General features: G+C 64.1%; 22 protein-coding genes and 1 pseudogene. 4 read left to right on the top strand and 19 right to left on the bottom strand.

Annotated features, from left to right (window positions below; genetic code table 11):
- Positions 1-97 precede the first annotated feature (97 nt).
- From HRU92_RS17635 to HRU92_RS17625, 3 genes are read left to right on the top strand one after another with little or no spacing between them, the layout of a single operon-like run.
- Positions 98-1,324 carry a cell surface protein gene (locus HRU92_RS17635; RefSeq protein WP_206524685.1) on the top strand — a complete coding sequence of 409 codons (1,227 nt, stop codon included), beginning with the start codon at positions 98-100 and terminating at the stop codon, positions 1,322-1,324.
- Between the two features lie 29 nt (positions 1,325-1,353).
- Positions 1,354-2,298 (top strand): DUF6384 family protein, encoded by a 945-nt coding sequence (locus HRU92_RS17630; protein WP_127751960.1) that lies wholly within the window; start codon positions 1,354-1,356, stop codon positions 2,296-2,298.
- A gap of 4 nt (positions 2,299-2,302) precedes the next feature.
- Positions 2,303-3,820 carry a hypothetical protein gene (locus HRU92_RS17625; RefSeq protein ID WP_172122389.1) on the top strand — a complete coding sequence of 506 codons (1,518 nt, stop codon included), beginning with the start codon at positions 2,303-2,305 and terminating at the stop codon, positions 3,818-3,820.
- Between the two features lie 23 nt (positions 3,821-3,843).
- Here HRU92_RS17625 and HRU92_RS17620 read toward each other — a convergent pair whose 3' ends face one another.
- Positions 3,844-4,593: an SDR family oxidoreductase gene (locus HRU92_RS17620; protein ID WP_172122388.1), complete on the bottom strand. Its 750-nt coding sequence runs from the start codon at positions 4,591-4,593 to the stop codon at positions 3,844-3,846.
- Positions 4,594-4,693: 100 nt separating this feature from the next.
- On the opposite strand from HRU92_RS17620, the gene HRU92_RS17615 reads away from it, so the two are divergent.
- Positions 4,694-5,116 carry a helix-turn-helix domain-containing protein gene (locus HRU92_RS17615; RefSeq protein WP_127751957.1) on the top strand — a complete coding sequence of 141 codons (423 nt, stop codon included), beginning with the start codon at positions 4,694-4,696 and terminating at the stop codon, positions 5,114-5,116.
- Here the strand turns inward: HRU92_RS17615 and HRU92_RS17610 are convergent.
- The 18 genes and pseudogenes from HRU92_RS17610 to HRU92_RS17525 form a co-directional block, all read right to left on the bottom strand.
- Positions 5,113-5,511, bottom strand: coding sequence for a VOC family protein (locus tag HRU92_RS17610; protein WP_172122387.1), 399 nt, complete (start codon positions 5,509-5,511; stop codon positions 5,113-5,115). The two genes, HRU92_RS17615 and HRU92_RS17610, sit on opposite strands and share 4 nt — an antisense overlap.
- A gap of 34 nt (positions 5,512-5,545) precedes the next feature.
- Positions 5,546-6,304: an ABC transporter ATP-binding protein gene (locus tag HRU92_RS17605; RefSeq protein ID WP_173088804.1), complete on the bottom strand. Its 759-nt coding sequence runs from the start codon at positions 6,302-6,304 to the stop codon at positions 5,546-5,548.
- Positions 6,301-7,266 (bottom strand): iron chelate uptake ABC transporter family permease subunit, encoded by a 966-nt coding sequence (locus tag HRU92_RS17600; RefSeq protein ID WP_349236878.1) that lies wholly within the window; start codon positions 7,264-7,266, stop codon positions 6,301-6,303. The genes HRU92_RS17605 and HRU92_RS17600 overlap by 4 nt, the downstream gene beginning before the upstream one ends.
- Before the next feature lie 31 nt (positions 7,267-7,297).
- Entirely contained in the window at positions 7,298-8,269 is a 972-nt protein-coding gene (locus HRU92_RS17595; protein ID WP_173088800.1) for an ABC transporter permease, read from the bottom strand.
- A 75-nt stretch (positions 8,270-8,344) separates the two neighbouring features.
- Entirely contained in the window at positions 8,345-9,271 is a 927-nt protein-coding gene (locus HRU92_RS17590; protein ID WP_210259535.1) for an ABC transporter substrate-binding protein, read from the bottom strand.
- A gap of 157 nt (positions 9,272-9,428) precedes the next feature.
- The gene (locus tag HRU92_RS17585; protein ID WP_248307216.1) at positions 9,429-9,947 is read right to left on the bottom strand and encodes a copper chaperone PCu(A)C; all 519 of its coding nucleotides are present in this window, start codon (positions 9,945-9,947) and stop codon (positions 9,429-9,431) included.
- Between the two features lie 49 nt (positions 9,948-9,996).
- Positions 9,997-10,908 (bottom strand): LysR family transcriptional regulator, encoded by a 912-nt coding sequence (locus HRU92_RS17580; protein WP_173088796.1) that lies wholly within the window; start codon positions 10,906-10,908, stop codon positions 9,997-9,999.
- Between the two features lie 34 nt (positions 10,909-10,942).
- A complete protein-coding gene (locus HRU92_RS17575) occupies positions 10,943-11,683 on the bottom strand; it encodes a TSUP family transporter (RefSeq protein ID WP_173088794.1) in 741 nt (246 codons plus the stop codon).
- 99 nt (positions 11,684-11,782) lie between these two features.
- Complete coding sequence (locus tag HRU92_RS17570; RefSeq protein ID WP_172122379.1) at positions 11,783-13,675, bottom strand: ABC transporter ATP-binding protein; 1,893 nt, start codon at positions 13,673-13,675, stop codon at positions 11,783-11,785.
- Positions 13,672-15,531, bottom strand: coding sequence for an ABC transporter ATP-binding protein (locus HRU92_RS17565; protein WP_172122378.1), 1,860 nt, complete (start codon positions 15,529-15,531; stop codon positions 13,672-13,674). The genes HRU92_RS17570 and HRU92_RS17565 overlap by 4 nt, the downstream gene beginning before the upstream one ends.
- A gap of 159 nt (positions 15,532-15,690) precedes the next feature.
- Positions 15,691-16,677 (bottom strand): heparan-alpha-glucosaminide N-acetyltransferase, encoded by a 987-nt coding sequence (locus HRU92_RS17560; RefSeq protein WP_172122377.1) that lies wholly within the window; start codon positions 16,675-16,677, stop codon positions 15,691-15,693.
- Complete coding sequence (gene recQ, locus HRU92_RS17555) at positions 16,674-18,509, bottom strand: DNA helicase RecQ (protein WP_172122376.1); 1,836 nt, start codon at positions 18,507-18,509, stop codon at positions 16,674-16,676. The genes HRU92_RS17560 and recQ overlap by 4 nt, the downstream gene beginning before the upstream one ends.
- Positions 18,510-18,599: 90 nt before the next feature.
- Positions 18,600-18,929 (bottom strand): hypothetical protein, encoded by a 330-nt coding sequence (locus HRU92_RS17550; protein WP_172122375.1) that lies wholly within the window; start codon positions 18,927-18,929, stop codon positions 18,600-18,602.
- A gap of 69 nt (positions 18,930-18,998) precedes the next feature.
- Entirely contained in the window at positions 18,999-19,853 is an 855-nt protein-coding gene (locus HRU92_RS17545) for an SDR family oxidoreductase (RefSeq protein WP_172122374.1), read from the bottom strand.
- Between the two features lie 40 nt (positions 19,854-19,893).
- Positions 19,894-20,058: pseudogene (locus HRU92_RS17540) on the bottom strand (plasmid stabilization protein); the annotation flags it as partial.
- 136 nt (positions 20,059-20,194) lie between these two features.
- Positions 20,195-20,761: a DNA-3-methyladenine glycosylase gene (locus tag HRU92_RS17535; protein ID WP_349236669.1), complete on the bottom strand. Its 567-nt coding sequence runs from the start codon at positions 20,759-20,761 to the stop codon at positions 20,195-20,197.
- The gene (locus tag HRU92_RS17530; protein ID WP_172122372.1) at positions 20,762-21,145 is read right to left on the bottom strand and encodes a RidA family protein; all 384 of its coding nucleotides are present in this window, start codon (positions 21,143-21,145) and stop codon (positions 20,762-20,764) included.
- Between the two features lie 279 nt (positions 21,146-21,424).
- Positions 21,425-21,718, bottom strand: a complete 294-nt coding sequence (locus tag HRU92_RS17525) for a hypothetical protein (protein WP_127751943.1) — start codon at positions 21,716-21,718, stop codon at positions 21,425-21,427.
- Between the last annotated feature and the right edge of the window lie 67 nt (positions 21,719-21,785).

Raw genomic sequence — 21,785 nt, 5'->3', positions numbered from 1 at the left:
GCCTGTGGCGCAGATGCAATTGTCACGCGTTAGGCCAGCAGCAATCTATAGCGCAACCAGGCGATCTCGCCGATGCCGCGCAGAATCAGGAGCGAACATGGCCAGCCAAGTCACCACTGCTACGCCCACCGCCAATTCGGTGCCTTCCGCCGTTGCCGAGCAGCCGCTGCAGTATCTGGACAAGGCCGTCAACGCGATCCGAAATCTGGGGATCTGGCCAGAACAGCAGGGCGAACAGCCCATCACGGGCCTCTTGCAACAGATCACCGACCTGGATGAAACCCGGGTGATCCTGATCGGGCGCACGCTGTCCCAAGCCAGCGCCTTCAACGAGGTGGTGCGCGAGCAGGTCGCGGCCGTCAAGATCGGCGAGCGCTACGAGGACATCACCAAGGGCTTTGACTCCATCCGCGACGACGCCAAGGCGATGGTCGACCAGTTGGCCGACAACAAGATCAACCTGGTGGAACGCGTCAGCAATGTGTGGATGAAGGTCAGCCGCGGCGACATAGCCACGCGCTTCAATTCAATTCGCGACACCTATCTCGCGGTCACCGCCGACACCAAGGACCAGATCGAGCGCGAGCACACCATTCTCGAGGCCTATCGCGATTTCCGCGGGGCGCTGAAGCAAGCCGAGGTGATGGCGCTCGAAGTGCTGGCCACGGCCGAGCAGCGGCTGGAAGAAAAGAAGAATATCTTGCAGGCTGCGGCCGAGGAACTGGCCGGCTATGCCGGCACTGTGCCGGCCGATCGCGCCCGCCTTGAAATGGCGCGCGACGAGCGCCTGCGCGAAATGCAGAACGAGGAAAAGCGCTACCAGATCGCCAAGGACCTTTCGGACAATTTGACCATCTCCTACAACACCTCCGAAGTGGTGATGGCCCGGCTGATGCAGACCACCAATGCCAAGGAGCGGGTGTATCAGCAGTCGATCTCGTTCTTTTCCACCAATGAAACCGTTTTGACGGCCCTGTCGGCCTCGTTCACCGGCATGTTTGGGCTCAACGAATCCACCGCCACGCTCAATGCGATGAAGGAGGGGATGAGCAAGAGCCTCGAGACCCTCTCGGAAATCGGCGACCGGGTGGGCGAGGAAGCGGTGCGCGCCGGGTATGGCCCGACCGTGCGTGCCGATGCAGTCAAGAAGCTCGTCGACAGCGTCATCAACTTTCAGGAAAAGTCGCGCACCATCATCAACGAGATGCGCGTGGCCTCGACCAAGAATTCGGCCGAGATCCGCGATGCAGTTGAAGACGGCAAGCGGCGCCTCGCGACCCTCGCGACCGAAGGCAATGCCTTGCTGCTTGAATCTGGCCGCTGAGTAGGACGAGCGCGGATGCAGGCCCGACCATGAGCGATGTTCAGGCGAAGGCCCCTGCCCCTGCCCCGCTCGACGAGGTCATGCTGGCGATGGACGTGGTCGACACGCTCCGTCACCGGCAGGACCTTGCCGTGCGTGAACTCGAAGGGGTGACCCGCGAGCAGCAGCTGATCGACAAGCTGCGCGAGGTGTATCGCCACCAGGGCATCGAAGTGCCCGACCATATCCTGCGGGAAGGCGTGGCGGCGCTGGCTGAAAGCCGGTTCGTTTATGACCCGCCCACTCCGGGCTGGCGCACCACTTTGGCGCGGCTTTATGTCGGGCGCAAAAGCTGGGGCAAGCCGGTGGGCGCGCTGCTGCTGGTGCTGCTTGTGTGTGCCGTCGGCTATTTCGGCGCCTGGCGGCCTTATCAGTCGAGCCAGGCTGAGCAAGCGCGCATCGAGCTCAGCGAAGGCCTGCCCGCGCAGATGGACATGCTCTACCAGACCATTTTCGAGGAAACCAAGGTGCAGCAGGCCGTGGTGGAGGCCGAAGTGCTGCGCTCACGCGGCAAGGCCTTTGCCGCCGAAGGCAATCGCGCGGGCGCTGAAGACGCGGTCAAGCGGCTGACCGACCTGCGCGACCTGCTGCGCCAGCAATACACCCTGCGCGTGATCAACCGGCCCGATCAGCAATCGGGTTTCTGGACCTTCCCCGAGATCAACACGGCCGCGACCAATTACTACATCGTGGTGGAAGCGGTAGGACCCGATGGGGACGTGTTGTCGCTGCCGGTGCTCAACGAGGAAACCATGGAAACCGAGACCGTTTCGGTCTGGGCCATCCGCGTGCCCGAGGCGGTCTACAACGCCGTTGCCGCCGACAAGCGCGACAACGGCATCATCGAAGCCAATGAAGTGGGCCGCAAATCGGACGGGTTCATGCAGGTCGAATATCTGATGCCGGTTCTCGGCGGGGCACTGACGCGGTGGTAAAGCAATGAGCATCCGCGGACCCCAGGCCCTGGCCAGCCTCGACGAGGCCATGCGCGACATCCGGCGCGAAGAGGACGAAATCTCGCGCCGGCTTGCCCGCTCCGCCGAGCGGCTGAGCAAGATGCGCGAAAGCGAAGCGGAGCTGTTCCGGCAGCTGGCGCAATTACGCCTCGATCCGGGCGTGCAGGGCGAACTCGACGGGCGCATTTCGCTGGCCGAAAGCAAGGCGCGCGAAATGCTCAAGGACCATGCGCGCCATCTGAGCCAGGCCGAGGAAGGGCTCGCCGCCGCGGATGCGGAGTTGGCGGGGCTGACCGAGCAGCGCGCCCAGGCGCTGGCGGAACTCGAAACAAGGCAAAGCGAGCTCAAGGCACTGGGCGCGCGCCTCCAGGCGCAGATCAGCACCGACCCCGCCTGGATCGCCAAGCGGCAGGAGGCCGAGGAACTCGCCGAGATTGCCGCCCAATCCATGCGCAAGACCGAGCAGGCGGAAGCCGACCAGGCGCAAAAGGGCAGCCCCTATCGCAGCGATCCGCTGTTCATGTATTTGTGGGAAGCCGGCTACGGCACCTCGCGCTATCGCGCCAACAATCTGGTGCGCTTCCTTGATGGCTGGGTCGCGGGGATCGTCGGCTTCAACAAGGCGCGGCCCAATTTTGCCATGCTCAACGAATTGCCGATGCGCCTGCGCGAACATGCCGAGCGCCAGATCGCCAATGCGGAAGCGGCGCAGGCCGAGCTCGACCGGCTCGAACAGGTCGCCATCGACGAAGCGGGCGGTCGCCCCTTGCGCGAAGCGCTCGCGGCCATGCAGGCCCGCATCGAGGCGATCGACGCCGAGATCGTCGCCGCCGAAGATCGCCGCGACGGCGCCGCCCAGGCGCTCGGAGCCATGGCGCAGGGGCGCGATCCCTCCTTTGCCGAAGCGCTCGATACGCTCGCGACCGAGCTGGGGCGCGAGGATATCCAGACGCTGCTGGCCGAAGCGCGGCTGACCCGCACCGGGCGCGACGACACCATCGTCGCCCAGATCGACGATGCCCGGGCGCGCATGAAGGAAGAAGACGCCGAGGTGCGCGAGCAAAAGGCGCGCCTCAAGACCCTCGCCGCCCGCCGGCGCGAGCTCGAGGACATCCAGTGGGAGTTCAAAAAGCAGCGCTTTGACGATCCCCGCTCGAGCTTTGGCGAAGACCGGCTCGTGGGCGACATGCTCAACGATTTCCTGCGCGGTGGGATTTCCGCCGCCTCCTATTGGGAGCATTGGCGGCGCTCGCAGAACTGGAACCCCGGCACCAGTGATTGGGGTGGCGGCGAGGGCCTGCCCAATAATGGGCGCAGCGCCAATCCCTGGCCGCAAGGGGGGGGCGGCTTCCAATGGCCCGAAGGCAGCTTTGGCGGTGGCAGCAGGCGCGATGGCGGCGGTGGGCGCCCGCCCGCAGGCGGCGGCGGTTTTTCGCGCCCGCGCACCGGCTCGAGCGGCACCCGCAAGCATGGCGGGTTCAAGACGGGCGGCGGGTTCTAGCCGCCGCCACCCGATCTCCGGCCTCAGGCCGGGTTGATGAAGCCGAACACCGCAGCGGCATTGCCGCTCTGCTCGGCAAAGCGCTGGCGATGCACCCGCTGCACCAGCACCTCGCCATTCTCGGGTCCTGTCGCCAGCAGCTGCATGGTTTCGCTGATATAGTCAGCCAGCGGCATGGCATTGGGATCATTGGCCTGCTTTTCGCCCTGCAGCGTGGTTTGCACATAGGGCGGGGCGAGCTCGATCACCTCCACACCCGTGTGGCGCAGCTGGTAGCGCAGCGATTGGGAATAGCTGTGGATTGCCGCCTTGGTGGCGCTGTAGGTCGGCGTCGAGGCCTTGGGCACAAAGGCGAGGCCCGATGACACAGTCAGCACCGCGGCCTGGGGTTGCGCCAGCAGATGCGGCAGCAAGGCAGCCGTAAGACGGATCGGGCCCAGCAGATTGGTCGCCACAGTCGCCTCGGCGATCGCCAGATAGTCCCCCGCGACCAAATCTTCATCGACCATGATCCCGGCATTGTTGATCACGGCGTTGAGCGCGGGAAACGCCGCGATCACCCGCTGGGCAAAGGCGCGGATCGCTTCGGGGTCGGTCATGTCCACGGTGAATGCCGCCATGCCGGGATTGGCGGCGGTGACCGCATCGAGCGCGTCCTGGCGCCGCCCGCTGATGATCACCTGATTGCCCGCGCGGTGAAAGGCTTCGGCCAAGCCGCGGCCGATGCCGGAGCCGCCGCCGGTAATGAGAATGGTATTGCCGCTCATGCGCATGAAAACTCTCCTTGGCTTGTGTCGCCCAGAGTTAAGCCGCATACTCTCCATCGGGAAGTAGGCACCCAAAAGATCCATACGCACCCAACGGAGAGTGTCGATGCCGCGAGAAGTTTCGGCCCCCTCGATCTACCAGTGGAGCGAGCGCGCTGGCGGCAAGCCGCTCGATCCCGAACTCGATCGCCTGGTGCGCGACATCATCGGCAAGGTCGCCGACAAATGGACCATGCTGATCCTTGAAGCCCTCAATGATCACGGCACGCTGCGCTTCACCGATGTGGGACGCAAGGTCGGCGAGATCAGCCAGAAGATGCTGACCAAGACCCTGCGGCAGATGGAAGCCGATGGCCTCGTGCAACGAACCGTGCATCCGGTGATCCCACCCCATGTGGAATACAGCCTCACCCCGATGGGCCGGAGTCTCGGGGGCGCGTTTTGCGGCGTCTGGCTGTGGGCGGAAGAGCATCACGCGGCTATCGAGGCGAGCCGCAAGGCCTTTGCCGAACGTAATGGCGCGGCTTAATTGGCGGTTGGGGTCGCCATCAGTTCCCAGACATTGCCTTCGCTGTCGGCGAAGTAAGCCGAGTAGCCCCATTCGGACGATGTGCCCGGGGTAATGATCGAGCCACCCGCCACCAGCACCTGGTCGAGAATGGCATCGACTTCGGCGGCATCGGCGGCACGGTGGCTGAGCACAAAGCCCGGCGAGCCCGCTACGGGGGCTTCGAGCCCCGCGGTCTCGGCAATCTGGGTGCGCGGGAACAGCACAAAGCTCAGCCGCTCATCGAGGAAAAACGCCACATGGTCGTCCCCTGCCCCGATCTGGTCGTCGCCCAGCTCGAACAGCGCGCGGTAAAAGGCAAAGGCGCGCGGCAGATCATCGACGCCGATGGTGATGATGCTGATGGTTGGCTTCATGGCTGGCGCGCTCCTCGGGCGGTCTCAGTAGGCGTTATTCGTAGTACACGCTGATGCGCTGGCCGCCGATCTCATGGACCTTGATGTCCATTTCGTAAATGCCCGACAGCACTTCGGGGCGGATCATTTCGTCGGCCGGGCCCTGAGCCGCGACCTTGCCATGCTTCATAGCGATGATGAAATCGGAGTACCAGGACGCAAAATTGATGTCGTGCAGCACCAGCACGACCGTCTTGCCCAGCTCATTGGCCGCCTTGCGCAAGAGCTTCATCATGCCCATGGCATGCTTCATGTCGAGATTGTTGAGCGGCTCGTCGAGCAGCACATAATCGGTATCCTGGCACAGCACCATCGCCACAAAAGCGCGCTGGCGCTGCCCACCCGAAAGCTCGTCGAGGAACCGGTCCGACAGCTCGCCCAGATTGAGATAGCCAATGGCATCGTCGATGCGCTTTTCGTCGTCCCGCGTCAGCCGGCCGCGCGAATAGGGGAAGCGGCCAAAGGAAACGAGGTCGCGCACGGTCAGGCGCGCGGTCATGTGGTTGTCCTGGCGCAGGATGGACAGGCGCCGGGCCAGCAATTCGCTGCCGGTCTTGCTGACATCGAGCCCGTCGACGGTCACGGTGCCCTTGTCCATGCTCATGAGGCGGCTGACCATGGACAGCAGGGTGGACTTGCCCGCCCCATTGGGCCCGATAATGGAGGTGATGCCGCCAGCGGGAATGGACAGCGTCACGCCATCCACCACGCAGCTGGCACCATAATGTTTGGTGACGTTGGTGGTGATGATCATCGCCCCGCCCTCCGCAAAACCAGGAAAATAAAGACGATACCACCGAGAAACTCGATGATGATCGAGAGCGCCGTATCGAACTCAAATATGCGCTCGAGCACGGTTTGCCCACCCACAAGGCAGATCACAGCCAGCAGGACGGCCGTCGGCAGCACATATTTATGCTTGCTGTTGCCGACCAGCGAATGGGCAAGGCTCGCCACCAGAAGGCCGAAAAAGGTCACCGGGCCCACGAGTGCCGTCGAGACCGCCACCAGCACCGACACCATGATCAGCATGGCGGTGATGGTGCGCTTGTAATTGACCCCAAGATTGATCGCATTGGCGCGCCCAAGGGTCAGCACATCAAAGACCGGGATCATCCGGATCACGGCAATGGTGACCACCGCCAGCACGGCATAAGCGAAGAGGAGATGGTCGGTATCGACGCGCGAAAAGCTGGCGAAGAAGCTGTCCTGCAGGACGTTGAAGGCATTGGGATCCATCAAGCGCTGCATGAAGGAAATCACGCTGCGGAACATGATGCCAAAGACAATGCCCACCAGCACCAGCAGGTGCAGGCTGCGCTCCTGCCACACGAAGAGCCAGGAAAACAGCGCGCTGGCAAAGCCGATCATCACCACCATTTCGAGGAGGAAATGCAGGTCGGGATTGAGGCTGATAAGGCTGCCAATGCCGAAAAAGAACACCAGCGAGGTTTGCAGCAGCACGTAGAGGCTATCAAAGCCCATGATCGAGGGCGTGAGGATCCGGTTATTGGTGGCGGTCTGGAACAGCACGGTGGACAGCGCCACCGAATAGCCGACGAGGATCAGCCCAAGGAGCTTGCGGCCGCGGAACGGGATAACAAAGCTCCAGCTGCCCTTGGCCCCCAGCGTCATGAAGCAGACGATGGAAACCAGTGCCAGCAGCGACAACACGACGATCACCAGCACCGGCCGGGTCCAGGTGCGGCGCGAAATGCCCAGGAACGGGGCGTGAGCCGTGGAGAGATCAGGCGGCACTGCGACGGGTCCTGAGCAACAGATAAAGGAAAATGGCACTGCCGATGACGCCGACAACCACCCCGATCGGGATCTCATAGGGGTAGCGGATCACCCGACCCAGGATATCGCAGGCCACCACGAAGGCCGCGCCCGACACCGCCACCCAGGGCACGGTGCGCCGCATATTGTCGCCAACCAAGAGGCTGATGACATTGGGCACGACGAGACCGAGGAACGGGATGATGCCGACGGAGACCAGCACCACCGCGCTCGAGATCGAGACGATGATGAGCCCCAGGGTCATGGTCTGGTTGTAGTTGAGCCCCAGATTGGTGGTGAAATCCTCGCCCATCCCGGCGACGGTGAAACGGTCGGCGGCCCAATAAGCGGCGACGGCACAAACCAGCCCAATCCAGAGCAGTTCATAGCGGCCGCGCAGCACGCCGGAAAAGTCGCCAAGCTCCCAGGCGAGGAGCGAGGGCAGCAGGCCAAAGCGATAAGCGAAAAAGCTCGTCACCGCCCCGATAATGCCCGACAGCATGATGCCGATCAGGGGCACGAGCAGCACATCGCGGGGCGGCACGCTGCGGATCACCCGCAAGAACAGGAAAGTGCCGGCGAGGGCAAACAGCGCCGCCACCATCATCTTGGCCATGATGGGCCAGCCCGGCGCGAGGAGCGTCACCAGCAAAAAGCCGAGCAGCGCGGACTCCGTGGTGCCCACCGTTCCCGGCTCGACAAAGCGGTTGCGCACGACGATCTGCATCACAAGGCCGGCAATGGCCATGGAGGAGCCGGCGAGCAGCAGCGACAGGGTACGCGGCACGCGGCTGATCAGCAGCACCTGCATCGGCCGCCCTTCGGGGCCACCCGAAAACACTCCCGCCAGCGTCACATCGCTGACCCCGATAAACAGGCTCGCAATCGCCAGCAGAAGCGTGGCCACACCAGCGATAATCAGCAGCGGCAAGGCCCGCATGGCACCTCGTTCTAAAATGGTAGAACCCGGCGGAATGATCCGCCGGGCTGAATGATTGATCGCTAGGGGCCGGTGTTAGCTGTTGAGGCCTTCCAGCACCTGATCGAGCATCAGCATCAGGCCGTTATAGCCATGCATGGTGACATAAGCAGCTTGGGGGTCGAGGTAAACAATATGACCCTCCTTGGCGGCGGTGGTCTGGTTCACCAATTCGTTGTCGAGCAGGGCGGCAGCAGCCCCGGTGTTTTCGCCAACGCCGGCATCACGGTCGACCACGAAGAGCCAATCGGGGTTGGTTTCGAGGATGAACTCGAAGGAAACGCTGTCGCCACCGTGATCGCCGTCTTCAACATCGGCCATGGCCGAGGGCATGCCGAGTTCATTGTAGATCCAGGCGACGCGCGAGCCGGGGCCGTAAACGCCGACATTGCCGGCATTGGTCACGAGCACGAGCGCGGTGCCCTTGCCTTCGGCCGCAGCTTTGACTTCGGCGATCTTGGCTTCGAGATTGGCGTTGAGTTCGGCGGCCTTCTCTTCGAGCCCGAAGATTTCGCCGAGCTTGGTGATGTTGGCTTCCACGCCCTCGACCAAATCGGCATTGTCAACGGTCAGGTCGATGGTGGGCAGGATTTCGGCGGCGGTCGGGTACGCGGTGCGCGAGCGGGCGGCGACGATATAGAGATCAGCGTCGGCGGCAGCGATGCCTTCGAAATCGGGCTCCTGGAGCGAGCCGATCTTGATCGCGTCGGCGGGAACGGAGTCAGCGAGGTAAGCGGGCACATTGGACGAGGGAATGCCAGCGACCGGAACGCCGAGCGCGGTCAGGTTGTCAAAGGCTGCCCAATCGGACACCAGCACTTTTTCGGGTACGCCGGTGATGGTGGTTTCACCCTGGGGATGGGTGACGGTGACTTCCTGAGCCTGGGTGCCCAGGCTGGTAAAGGCCAGCGCGCCAGCGACGAGCGCGGCGAGCAAGGAGGGGGTGCGGGTGATGGTGTTCACGAGACTTCCAATCCAGGGTTTGGGCAAACAGCTCAGCACTGCCAGTTTAAGCTGACGTTGCTTGTCGGGTTACCTATCCGGGCGGAAGCGCCGAGTCAAAAGATAGTTGAGGCTGCCACTCACCTATACAGGGCGAGTGGCGCCGGGGTTTTAGTCCCTAGTGGCTGTGCTCGCCTTCGGGGGCGTCATGAGCGTGCTCACCCGCGCCATGGGCTTCGGTCGCATCGGCGGCCTGCACGGGGATCTCAATTTCGACCGGGCCGGCATGCTCGAACACCAGGGTCACCGGCACAGTCTCGCCTTCAACGAAAGGCTGGGTCAGGCCCAGAAACATGATGTGCAGCCCGCCCGGCTCGAGCGCCACGGTCTGGCCGGCTTCGATGGTGATGCCGTCGGCCAGGGGGCTCATCTTCATGACGTCCCCTTCCATCTTCATCTGGTGCAGTTGCACCGTGCCTGCGGCGGGGGAAGTGGCGGAAACCAACCGGTCGGACGCATCGCCCGTGTTCTCGATGGTCAGATACCCGCCCGCGACGGGAGCATTGGGCAGGGTCGCGCGGGTAAAGGGCACCGAGATGTTGAGAGGGCCATGATGCACCACCCCGTTATGAGCAAGAGCAGGCGCAACGAGCAGCAGGGCAGAGACGATGGCGGCGGCACGGAAACGGCGGAACATCGGAGTGATCCTGGGTGAGCGGATGAACGGGCGCCAGCATAACGCGCCACTAGGGCGTAGGTGCATAGGTTTCGCTGACCAGCGACAAAAAGCCCTTCACCGGCGCTGAAAGGGGCGTGGAGCGGCGGCGCGCCACCAGCAATTGGCGCAGCGCCCAGCTCTCGGCGAGCGGGGCGCAGGCGAGGTCCGTACCCGCCAGCAGATGCAGGCTCGTCGAGCGCAAAAAGCCGATGCCAAAGCCCGCTTCCACCATGCGCACCAGCGCAGGGAAACTCTCCACCCGCAGGCTTTCGGTCAGTTTGCGCCCGTCGCGCCGGGCGGCTTCAGCGAGCAGGCGATCGAGCGCGCCGGCATGGTGGATGCCCACAATGGCGTGCTCGGCGACCTCGGCAAAGGCAATGCCGCTGCGCGGCTCGAGCCGAGCTGCCAGCGGATGCTCGGGCGGCGCCAGCACCCAGACGCGGTCATCCTCGAAGGGGCGGGTTTCAAAGCGCGCGAAATCGTAATTATCCGATACAATGGCGACATCCGCCCGGCCTTCATCGAGCGCCAGCAGCGCCCGGGCGGCGCCCATTTCCATGATGTCGAGCCCGATGCCGGTATGGTTCTGGCTGTAGCGGGCCAGCAGTTCGGGCAGCCGCCCGGTCAGCGCCGAGCCGGTGCAGGCCAGGCGCAGGCTGCCGCGCTGGCCGGAGGAAAAATCCACCATGGTGGCATCCAGATCGGCGATGGCACGCAGCACGGTGCGGCAGCCCTCGGCATAGGCGCTGCCGGCAGCGGTCAAGCGCACGCCATGGGCGGAGCGGTCAAAGAGGGCCGTGCCCAACCGGTTCTCGAGATCGGACACGCGGCGGCTGACGGCGGAGGAGGCAATGCCCTCGCGCTCGGCGGCGCGCCCAATCGAGCCGGTATCGGCCAGCAGCAAAATCAGGCGTGCGGTGACGCTGTCGAACGGTGCCATCCCATCTCCCTGGCTGAGCCCACTGATAGGGGGTTCAGAGCACCAGGGAAAGGCCGCGCGCAAGATAGAAAATGCCAATGGCCGAGACGATCCAGCGCGTCCAGCTGCGGAAATTGGCGTCGGTCACGCGCTGCAAGATCCAGTAGCCGGCGCTGGTGCCGGCCACCGCGAAAGGCGCGGCGAGCGCCACGCCCAGCCATTCTCCGGCACTCAGCACCATGGTGGCGTTCCAGTAGAACACCACTTTTGCCCCATGCGAGAGCACCTGCACCGCCGCCTTGGTCGCGACGATCCGCCGCCGGTCCATGGCGGTGCGGATGAAAAAGATATCGACGGTCGGCCCCGACACCCCGACCGCAAGGTTGAGCCCGCCTCCGAGCATGCCGCAAAGCACGGCATGATGGGGCTTGCTGGCATCGAGCCGCAGCCAATCGGCGGGAATCCAGACAAGGATCGGCAAGAGGCCAATGGCGATGCAAACGGCTGCGAGGTCGGGCGTATAGCGCACGATGAAGAGGATGGTGGCCGACACCAGCAGCCCCAGCGTGATCCAGCCCATGATGCGCCAATCGATAAAGGCGCGGGACAGCCAGGCCCGCGACCCGTTGGCGATGATCTGGATGGCGCCCTGCACCGCAATGGCGGTGCCCACCGGCAGCAGCGCCAGCAATATGCCGAGGAGGATCAGCCCACCCGCCATGCCGAAGACGCCCGACAGGGTCGAGGTCAAAAACACCGCCCCCAACAGGGCAAGCACCGCTCCAAGGCTCAGCATCAGGGCTCCCCCACTTCAGCGGGGTTCATGCCCGGCAGGGCAGCCGCGCGCCAGCACGGATCGGGCATGGCCCGGTGCTTTCCTGGCATAGCTGGCGCGTCAGGTGGAGGCGGCCTTGGGGCCGGCGGCGATCACCTCTTCGGGGATGTCGTCAAAGGAGGCGTAGTTCATGTTGTAGAGCCGGGCATACAGCCCGTTCTTGGCCATGAGCTGGTCGTGATTGCCGTTCTCGATCAACTCGCCATTCTGCAGCACGATGATGCGGTCGGCCCCACGAATAGTGGCGAGCCGGTGCGCGATCACGAGTCCGGTGCGCCCTTCGAGCACGGTCAGCAGCGCCTTCTGGATCTGCCGCTCGGTATAGGAGTCGATATTGGCGGTGGCCTCATCGAGCACGAGGATCCTGGCATCGGCCACCAGCGCCCGGGCAAAGCTCAGCAGCTGGCGCTGCCCCAGGGACAGATTGGAGCCGCGCTGCTCGAGCATGGCGTCATAGCCATTGGGCAGCCGCTCGATGAACTCATGGGCGCCCACCGCCTTGGCCGCGGCAACCACCTGTTCGCGCGTGGCATCGGCCTTGTTGTAGCGGATATTGTCCAGAACGCTGCCGGTAAAGAGGAAGGGCTCCTGGAGCACCATGGCCACCTGCTCGCCCAGCGATTCCTGCGTTACATCGCGCACATCATGGCCGCCCACCAACACCGCGCCGCCCTGCACTTCATAAAAGCGGTGCACAAGGGCCATGGCGCTGGTCTTGCCCGAGCCGGTGGGGCCGACCAGGGCGACGGTTTCGCCCGGATTGACGCGGAAGCTGACATTTTTGAGCACGGGATGATCGGCGCGATAGCCAAAGGTGACGTTGCGGAACTCAACCGACCCATCCATGTCCCCGGTCAGCGCCACGGCGCCGGGCTTGTCGGCGATGTCGACGGGTACGTCGAGCACTTCGGTGATGCGCTGGCCCGAGCTCATGGCGCGCTGCATCACCGAATACTGCATGGTGAGCGAGCGGATGGGATCGAAAAAGCGCTGGATATAGAACAGGAACGTGACGATCACGCCCACCTGCAGCCCGCCATTGAGCACCATGGAGCCTCCCACCACGATCACAACAGCCATGGCGATGCCGGTGAGGCTATCAACGATGGGCACCATGACCTGGGCATATTTCGATGCGGTCAGCTGGGTCTTGAGGTTACCAAAGGCCTTGTCGTCATAGAGGTCGAAATTGACCCGCTGGCGATCGAGGTTCTGCACCGTGCGCACGCCATGAATGCCTTCGGCCAGGGCGCCCGCGGTGGAGGAATTGGTTTCGTGCGCGGCCATGAAGGCGGCCCGCGCCCGCGGCAGCCAGAAAATGCGCACGACGAACAGCACCGGCATGGTCGCGAGCGTTAGCAGGCCAAGTCGGAAATCAAGCGTCAGCAGCACGACGACAATGCCGACCAGCAGCACGATGTCGCCCACCGAGATCACGGAGGTTTCCAAAAACTCCTGCATGGAATTGACGTCACCCTGCAGGCGGCTCATCAGGCGACCCACTTCGGTCTTGTCCATGAAGGACAGCGACACGCGCTGGAGCTGGCTGAACATGGCGCGGCGCATATCGAACAGCACGTTTTCGGCCACTTCGCCGACCACGGTTTCCTGCACATAGCTGGCGCCGAAATTGAGCAGCACCACCACGCCAAAGGCCACGACGGCCCCGATCAGGTTGGCGTGATCGCCGCCTGCGGTCATGCCGCGGTCAATGGCAAAGCCGATGATCAGCGGAATGGCCAGCTGGGTCAGCGTGAAAACGATAACCGCCGCCACCGCCAGCAGCATGCGCCGGCGATAGGGATGCACAAAGGCCCAGATCCGGCGGATGGTCTTGGGATCATAGGCCTTGCCAAAGATTTCTTCCTCGATCCGGTGCGAACCCACCGTGGCGCGGGGCGGGCGCTGGCCGCGATCGACCGGAACGTCGTCGTCATGCTCGATAACGCTCATTGGGCCGCACTCCCCACGGCAAAGTCCTCGGCGTCGACCGGCTTGACCTGCAGGTCGTAGAGCGCGCGATAGCGACCGTTCTGGGCCAGCAACTGCTCATGGCTGCCGCGCTCGACGATCTTGCCGCCATCAAGAAACAGGATCTGGTCGGCATGCATCAGCGAACTCAGGCGGTGGGAGATGATGAGGGTGACGCGATCCTGCGCATAGCGCTTGATGGCGCTGCGGATGCGGTGCTCGGTGCCCGCATCGATGGCGGCGGTGGAATCGTCGAACACCATCACCGCCGGCTTGAGCACGAGGCTGCGGGCAATCGACAGGCGCTGGCGCTGCCCACCCGAAAGCGAGACACCCCGTTCGCCCACCACTGTGCCATATTGGGCCGGCAGGCCCATGATGTAGTTGTGCAACTGGGCGCTTTCGGCGGCCCCGGCAATGGAGCGCTCCTTGGCCCAGGGATCGCCATAGGCGATGTTGTTTTCGATCGTGGTGGTGAACAGGAACGAGTCCTGCTGCACCACGGCCACGGCGCGCCGGAGCGAGGCGAGGGTCACGTCGTTGACGTTCTGCCCGTCGATGGTCACAGCCCCGCCCGTCACTTCGTAAAAGCGCGAGATCAGATGGGCGAGCGTCGACTTGCCGCTCCCGGGGGCACCGACAATGCCGATGGTCTGGCCGCGCTTGGCTTCAAAGCTTACCCCGTCAAGCGTGGGATACAGTGCGCCGGGATAGGTGAAGTGCACATCCTCAAAGCGCAGCACGCCTTGGCCTATCTTCAGCGGGTTGGCCTCGGGCTTGTCATCGATCTCGAGCGGCTGGTCGAGAAAGTCGAACAGGCGCCCGCCACAGGTGGCGGCGCGGGCAAAGCTGTTGACCATCATGCCGAGCTGGCGCACCGGCATCTGCAGGATGGTCATGAAGGTCAAAAACGAAGCGAGCGTGCCCACGGTCATGGTGCCGTCGATGACCTTGTTGCCCCCGAACCAGAGCACCAGCCCCATGGCGGCAAAGAACGAAAAGGTCATGGCGCTGGTGTTGCGCACGCGAATGCCGACGCGGGTATGGGCGAGCTCCAGGGCTTCGGCCGAAGCGCGGTCGAACTTGGCGAGCTCGAAGTTCTGGCCCGAAAAGGCGCGCACGACGCGAATGCCGCCCAAATTCTCTTCCATCACACGGGTGACGGCGGACAACTTATCCTGCAGCATCAGCCAGGTCTTGCGCAGGGTCAGTTGCGCGACCGAGGAGCGCCAGGCGACAAAGGGCACAAAGCTCAGGCTCAGCACGCCCAGCAGCGGATCGGTCGAGATCAGCAGATACGCACCCAGCCCGATCAGCACGGACAGCAGCACCATGCGCACGAGCCCCGTCGAGAAGAACATGCGTACGCCATCGAGGTCGAGCAGCCCGATGGTGATGAGATCGCCGGTATGGATGCGGTCGTGGAAGGAAAAGCTCAGGCGCTGCACCTTTTCATAGAAGGCCAGGCGCAGTTCGTAGCCGATGGTGTGGCCCACCGATTCACTGAAATAGTTCTGCGCCAGGGTAAAGAGCCCGCGGGCCACAGACACGGCCAGCAGGAGCAGCGCCGTGGTCCAGAGCGCCCGCTCGCCGGCATCGCCCGCCACCAGAATGCCCTGCGCCTCGTCCACTGCGCGGCCCAGCAGACGCGGAATGGTCAGCTGCAGGCCCGCCGCGATCACCGTCGAGCCGATGGCAATGGTGACCTGCCAGGGATGGCGCAGCGTGAGCTTGGTGATGCGCCACAAGACGCCGGTGCCTTTACCGGCATGGACAGAGGCCAGGTGAGCGCGGGGGTCAGCGCGCCCACGGACGCGGCCAGCCGAGGGGGTGGTCACAGCAGATCCAGACTTCAAAAAGGGTGCTCCGGTGGGGCGCAGGGCAGCCACCGGGTGCGACAAATCAACTCGTGGAATTATTCAACGCCCATCGTCCGTACCATTCAAGAGGCAATTTGCGCAAAAAAGCGCCACGCCCGGCGCTTTGTGACGGAACTGTCACTTAGGTTGATTGAGCTCGGGATAGATTACGGCCGAGCAGCGCCGGTTGCCGGCATCGAGCAGGGCTTGCTGTTCTGGCGAAATGGTGCCGGAAAACACCGGATCCCACAGATCATTGGCTTCCACTGTCTCGAGCCCGCACTGGCAATAGGTGGTGCAGAGGCCAGGCGTCGTGCCGCCCTCGACGCAGGTGCGCTGGCAGGCATTGAGGAAGTCGGTTTGCCGCATGGCGATCTGGGGCTGCAGCCAGCCGGCCAGCGGAAACAGCACGGCGAGCAGCAGTGGCTGATGCACGAGATAGATCAGCAGGCTCCAGCGACCCATGGTTTGCAGCACCCGCGCCAGGGCGTTGGTGGGAGCGATGGCGGCAAGGCGCGCGCTCCAGCGCGAGCCAATCAACCAGCGCCCGGCCAGAAGCCCCAGCAGCACCACGCCAAAGGAGGGAAACACCGGCACGAGATCATTGGTGGGTGGCGCCACCGTCCAGAACCCCAGCCAGGACCAGGCCTTCGCGTTGAAGAGTTCGTTGGAGAAAAACGCGGGCAGCGCCAGCACCACAACCGCGATGAGCCCGATCACCCAGGACGGCGCCCGGCGCAGCGGCAGCGCCAGGAGGGTAAAGAGCGCAATGGCGTGCAGCACGCCGAAGTAAACGAAGGTGTCGGGGAAGGCGATGAGGGTCGCAACCGTAATCGCCAGCGCTCCCAGGACCAACAACCCCCAGCGGCGCCAGAACCGGCGCCAATCGGTAGGGCCCCGGCTCCCAAGGGCGATCCCGACGCCCACAAGGAACAGGAAGCTATACAAAATGCTGCGGGCAAACAGCACCCAGCCCGGATCATAGCCGACATCGGCGGGGATGAAGCGGAAATAGGCGAGATCCCAGCACAGGTGATAAATGATCATCGCGATGATGGCGACGCCACGGGCGATATCGATCACCGGAAAGCGGGCGCGCACCGGTGGGGAGGCCAGTTCGCTCACCGCGCCCCATCCAGAATGGCCAGGAACGCCGCGCCATAGCGCTCGAGCTTGGCCTGCCCCACGCCGGGGATATTGAGCAGATCGTGCAACTTGGCCGGCCGGGTTTGCGCCATGGCGCGCAGGGTCGCGTCGCCGAACACCACATAAGGGGGCACGCCCTGCGCCTTGGCGATGCGCAGCCGTTCGGCGCGCAGGGCATTGAAGACGCCCATATCGGCCTCGTCGAGCTCCACCGCGCCCGCCAGCTGGCGGCGCACTTCCGCCGCTTTTTTGGGCCGATCCTGGCGCAGGGTGACGGTGCGCTCTTTGCGGAACACCGCGCGCGCCCCCTCCCCCAGCGTCAAGGCGCCATGGGCGGCATGGTCGACCCGCACCAGCCCCGAGGCCGTCAGCTGCCGCAGCACCGATTGCCAGGTGCGGCTGTCATGTTCCTGGCCCTGGCCGAACACGGCCTGCTTGTCGTGGCCAAAGCGCTCGACCTTTTCGGTCCGCTTGCCCAGCAGCACATCGATGATGTGCCCCGAACCGAAGCGCTGCCCGGTGCGATAAATCGCGGCCATGGCCTTGATCGCCGCTTCCGTGCCGTCCCAGCTGGCGACGGGCGAGCGGCAGGTATCGCAATTGCCGCAAGGGCCCTCGTAGACTTCGCCGAAATGGGCGAGGATCGCCTGACGCCGGCATTCGGCGGTTTCGCAGACGCCCAGGAGCGCATTGAGCTTGGCGTGTTCGACGCGCTTGATCTCGTCGGGCGCCCCGCCCTCGTCGATCATGCGCCGGCGCTGCACCGCATCGGCCATGCCATAGCTCATCCAGGCGTCGGCGGGCTGCCCGTCGCGCCCGGCGCGGCCGGTTTCCTGGTAATAGGCTTCGATCGAGGCGGGGAGATCGAGATGGGCGACATAGCGCACATCGGGCTTGTCGATGCCCATGCCGAACGCCACGGTCGCCACAAGGCACACATCCTCCTCGCGCAGGAAGATGTCCTGGTGGGCGGAGCGAAGGCCGGCATCCATGCCGGCATGATAGGGCAGGGCGCGAACGCCCTTACCCTCCAGCCATTGCGCGGTGTCCTCCACCTTGGCGCGCGACAGGCAATAGACAATGCCGCTTTCGCCCTTGTGCCCTTCGAGGAAGCGCAAGAGCTGAGCGCGGGCATTGTCGCGCTCGATGATGGAATAGGAGATATTGGGGCGATCGAAACTGGTCTCAAATACCCGCGCGCCCCCAAGCCCCAGCCGCTCGATGATATCGGCGCGGGTGGTGGGGTCGGCCGTCGCTGTCAGCGCGATGCGCGGCACGCCGGGAAACAGTTCAGTCAGCTGGGCCAGTTCGCGATATTCGGGCCGGAAATCATGGCCCCATTGACTGACGCAATGGGCCTCGTCGATGGCAAAGAGCGCAATATCGAGCCCATCCACCATGTTGCGGAAGCCCGGCGTCGCCACCCGCTCGGGCGCCACATAAAGCAAGTCCAGCTCGCCCCGACGCAACTGCCCGCGCACCTGGGCGGACTCTTCGGGCGAAAGCGAGGAATTAAGCGCCGCCGCCGCGACCCCGGCCTGGCGCAGCGCCTCGACCTGGTCGCGCATCAGGGCAATCAGCGGCGAGACCACAATGCCCACGCCATGCCGGCAGAGCGCGGGGATCTGGTAGCAGGCCGATTTGCCCGCGCCCGTCGGAAACAGCACCACCGCATCGCCGCCATCGGCGACATGGCGCACCACTTCTTCCTGCTGACCGCGGAAACTCTTGTGGCCGAACACATCGCGCAACACCGCCAGGGGATCGGGGCGAAGATCAAGCGAGGTGGTTTGGCTCAAGGCTGCTGCCATGTGATGGAGGGGCTCCGAAGCGGCGAATCCCGCCGCACCGTGCTTCGAGCATAGCTGAGCGTGACGGGCAACTCACAGCTGATTCAACAGCTAGACATAGCCCAGCGCGGTGAACTGGCTGTCGAACCACCACCAGCCCATTGCGGTCAGCGCCACGACGACGGCAAAGGCGATCCAGCCTGCAGCAGTCAGGTTTTTGTGGTCGGCCGTGCGATATTGGAAGCGCTCGCCCCCGAGCAGAAACACCAGCCCGAAGACGAGGCATAGCGGCACCAGCGCAAAGGCGCGCAGCTGATAGTGCACCTCGGGCGCGCCGCTTTGCGCCTGCCCGAGCGGCACCAGCAAAAAGAAATACAAAACCGCGGCGCCAATGGCGATCGCCGCCAATCCGCCCAGCCGCACCAAAACACTGCGCCCCATGCCTCACCCCCGCTGCATCGCGCAACAAGGAGTGGCATGGGGCCCTCAAGAGATCAATCTGCCGCCGGCTTAGCCCCCGACGATCTCGCCGCCATTGGGGTGGAGCACCTGACCCGAGATGTAGGAGCTCTCGTCGCAGGCCAGGAACAGGTGGCAGGTGGCCACTTCATTGGGCTGGCCGGGGCGCTTCATCGGCTGGGAGGCGCCGAATTCGGCCACCTTGTCCTCGGGGAAGGTGGCGGGGATCAGTGGCGTCCAGATCGGGCCGGGCGCCACGGCATTTACGCGAATGCCCTTTTCGGCAAGGCTGCCCGAAAGGGAGCGGGTGAAGGCCAGGATCGCGCCCTTGGTCGAGGAATAATCGAGCAACTCGGGCGAGCCGCGATAAGCGGTGACCGAGGTGGTGTTGACGATGGAGGCACCCGACTGCAGATGCGGCATCGCTGCCTGCGTCATGAAGAAGTAGCCGAATATATTGGTGCGGAAGGTCTTTTCCAGCTGTTCTTCGGAGATATCGGTGATCTCGTCCTGCGGATGCTGCTCGGCCGCATTGTTGACGAGGACGTCGATCTTGCCAAATTCCTCGATCACCTTGCCCACGACATTGTCGCAAAAGGCCTTTTCGCCCACATCGCCGCGCAGCAGCAGGACATTCTTGCCCTCCGCCTTGATCGCCTCGGCGGTGATCTTGGCGTCCTCGGTTTCCTCGAGATAAACGATCGCGACCTCGGCCCCTTCGCGGGCAAACAGCACCGCGCAAGCCCGGCCAATGCCGCTATCGCCGCCGGTGATGATCGCGACCTTGCCGGCAAGCCGCCCGTTGCCAGGGAATTTGGGGGCAAAATCGGGTGCCGGGCTCATTTCGGTTTCCCGGCCGGGCTGATGGTCCTGGTGCTGGGGCGGATTGATCTGGTCGTCGGACATGGGGGAACCTTCTGGGTTTGGTGGGGAACTAGTGCTTGCCGCCGGAGCCGGATTGCTTGCCCCCGCCATCCTGCTTGTTGACGGTGGCCCAGGCCCGGCGCTCGGCCTCGTCTTCAGGCAGGCCACGCTTTTCGTAGCCTTCCTCGATATGCTCGGCCTTGCGCTTTTGCTTGTCGGTGTAAGCGGATTTGTCGCTTTGAGGCATGGTGGATCTCCCTCTTGCGGAGCGGCAAAGGTGGACCAGCGCTGACGGGAAGGACCCGCGCGCTGCCGTCACTGCCAAGCCGTCGATAAAGGGAAAAAGATCGGGCGCCCGGATTGTTCCGCCGAGCGCACCAAGATTAGCCCAAGGGCAGCGGCCGGCTCAAAAAGGGCGAGCCCGGTTCGGCAAAGCGCCAGGGCGTATCGGCGCCCTTGGTGATGCCGATGCGCGGCCCGGTGCCGACGCGCGCCTCACCAGTTGCCGCCAGCAGGGCAAAAGGCGGCTCGTCGAGCGGCAGGCCATTGTGCCTGCCATCAATCCCCAGTGCCTGGCACAGCTTGCCCGGCCCCGAACAGAGCTGGCGATCGGGCAGGCCGCCCCGCCGCTCCCGCATCTGCGCGATGCCGGTGGTGGGCTCGAGCGCGCGGATCAACACCGCGCTGCCGGGCTCGCAAACGAAATTGAGGCACCAATGGATGCCGTAGATCTTGTAAACATAGGATTGGCCGGGCGGCCCGAACATCGCGGCGTTGCGCGGCGTCGGGCCCCGAAAGCTATGCGAGGCCGGGTCGGCCCCGTCATAGGCTTCCACCTCGACCAGCCGTCCGCCGACCCCGTCGACGAGCAGGGTCGCGCCGATCAGCTCGGCCGCGACCTGCGTCACCGGACGGTTGAAAAACGCTGCGCTTAGCAACGTTTGTGCCACTCAGGGATCCTTGAAGGCGACGCAGTCGATCTCGACCTTGCAATCCACCATCATGTGCGACTGCACGGCCGAGCGTGCCGGCGGATGTTCGCCGAAATAGCTCTTGTAAACGGCGTTGAAGCTCCAGAAATCGCGGGGATCATCGAGCCACACGCCGCAGCGCACCACATGTTCGAGCCCGTAGCCGGCTTCCTCAAGGATCGCGATCAGGTTCTTGATGGTCAGATGGGTTTGCTCGACGATGCCGGCGCCAACGATCTCGCCGTCCTTCATCGCGACCTGGCCCGAGACATAAAGGAAGCCGCCGGCTTCCACCGCGCGCGCAAATGGCAGGTTCTGCCCGCCCGCACCGCTTTTCTCCGCCCCATAGCGCTTGATCGGCATGTATCCGGCTCCTTTTCGATTTTTCCTTCTGGCCAAAACCTAGCCGCTTTCGCGCCCCCTTGCGCCCCGCGACCTCCAAAAGCCTGTGCAAAATCTTTGCGGACCGCCCGCGCAGAACCCGAGCGCCGCCGCCAACTCGATCAGTCCCCTCCCCCTTGAGGGGAGGGCTAGGGTGGAGGTCCATCGGCGGGTCACCAAACCCACCCCTCCCCAAGGAGGAGGGAGGGCAAATCACCCACATCTGGGATGAATGATCGGCCTGTTGGCCACTGATCGAAGTTAGTGCTTACCGCCGCTGCGATTGCCCTTGCCCAAGTCGCGTTCGGCCCGGACATCCTTGTCGAGCTTTTCGAAGCTTTCGATCAAACCATCGGTTTCGCCCTTGGCGCCGGCCTGCGCCTGGCGCTGGTTGACCACATTGGTTTGGTTGTCGCCTTGCAGGCTGTTCTTGCCCTGGATATCGGCGGCAAGGTCGAACTCGTCGAGGGTGGCGCCGGGCTCGCCCTGGCCGGCGGTTTTAGCGCCCTGCTGGCCGCCGCTGCGATTGCCGGTATTGCTGGAAGGATTGGCCATGTTGGTTCTCCTTTGGGTTGCCCCAAAACCAACGTGTCCTTTCCCCAGATGTTCCCCCGCCATCGAC

The organism is Devosia sp. 1635, from assembly GCF_013185955.1.
Lineage (GTDB): Bacteria > Pseudomonadota > Alphaproteobacteria > Rhizobiales > Devosiaceae > Devosia.
The sequence above is the reverse complement of the archived record's forward strand: the minus strand, read 5'-3'. Positions and strand labels throughout refer to the sequence as shown.

Bases quoted from the DNA above. Each gene is read 5' to 3' on its own strand.
- HRU92_RS17635 (WP_206524685.1), top strand. From the start codon at position 98: ATGGCCAGCCAAGTCACCACTGCTACGCCCACCGCCAATTCGGTGCCT.
- HRU92_RS17630 (WP_127751960.1), top strand. From the start codon at position 1,354: ATGAGCGATGTTCAGGCGAAGGCCCCTGCCCCTGCCCCGCTCGACGAG.
- HRU92_RS17625 (WP_172122389.1), top strand. From the start codon at position 2,303: ATGAGCATCCGCGGACCCCAGGCCCTGGCCAGCCTCGACGAGGCCATG.
- HRU92_RS17620 (WP_172122388.1), bottom strand. From the start codon at position 4,593: ATGCGCATGAGCGGCAATACCATTCTCATTACCGGCGGCGGCTCCGGC.
- HRU92_RS17615 (WP_127751957.1), top strand. From the start codon at position 4,694: ATGCCGCGAGAAGTTTCGGCCCCCTCGATCTACCAGTGGAGCGAGCGC.
- HRU92_RS17610 (WP_172122387.1), bottom strand. From the start codon at position 5,511: ATGAAGCCAACCATCAGCATCATCACCATCGGCGTCGATGATCTGCCG.
- HRU92_RS17605 (WP_173088804.1), bottom strand. From the start codon at position 6,304: ATGATCATCACCACCAACGTCACCAAACATTATGGTGCCAGCTGCGTG.
- HRU92_RS17595 (WP_173088800.1), bottom strand. From the start codon at position 8,269: ATGCGGGCCTTGCCGCTGCTGATTATCGCTGGTGTGGCCACGCTTCTG.
- HRU92_RS17585 (WP_248307216.1), bottom strand. From the start codon at position 9,947: ATGTTCCGCCGTTTCCGTGCCGCCGCCATCGTCTCTGCCCTGCTGCTC.
- HRU92_RS17580 (WP_173088796.1), bottom strand. From the start codon at position 10,908: ATGGCACCGTTCGACAGCGTCACCGCACGCCTGATTTTGCTGCTGGCC.
- HRU92_RS17575 (WP_173088794.1), bottom strand. From the start codon at position 11,683: ATGCTGAGCCTTGGAGCGGTGCTTGCCCTGTTGGGGGCGGTGTTTTTG.
- HRU92_RS17570 (WP_172122379.1), bottom strand. From the start codon at position 13,675: ATGAGCGTTATCGAGCATGACGACGACGTTCCGGTCGATCGCGGCCAG.
- recQ (WP_172122376.1), bottom strand. From the start codon at position 18,509: ATGGCAGCAGCCTTGAGCCAAACCACCTCGCTTGATCTTCGCCCCGAT.
- HRU92_RS17550 (WP_172122375.1), bottom strand. From the start codon at position 18,929: ATGGGGCGCAGTGTTTTGGTGCGGCTGGGCGGATTGGCGGCGATCGCC.
- HRU92_RS17545 (WP_172122374.1), bottom strand. From the start codon at position 19,853: ATGTCCGACGACCAGATCAATCCGCCCCAGCACCAGGACCATCAGCCC.
- HRU92_RS17530 (WP_172122372.1), bottom strand. From the start codon at position 21,145: ATGCCGATCAAGCGCTATGGGGCGGAGAAAAGCGGTGCGGGCGGGCAG.
- HRU92_RS17525 (WP_127751943.1), bottom strand. From the start codon at position 21,718: ATGGCCAATCCTTCCAGCAATACCGGCAATCGCAGCGGCGGCCAGCAG.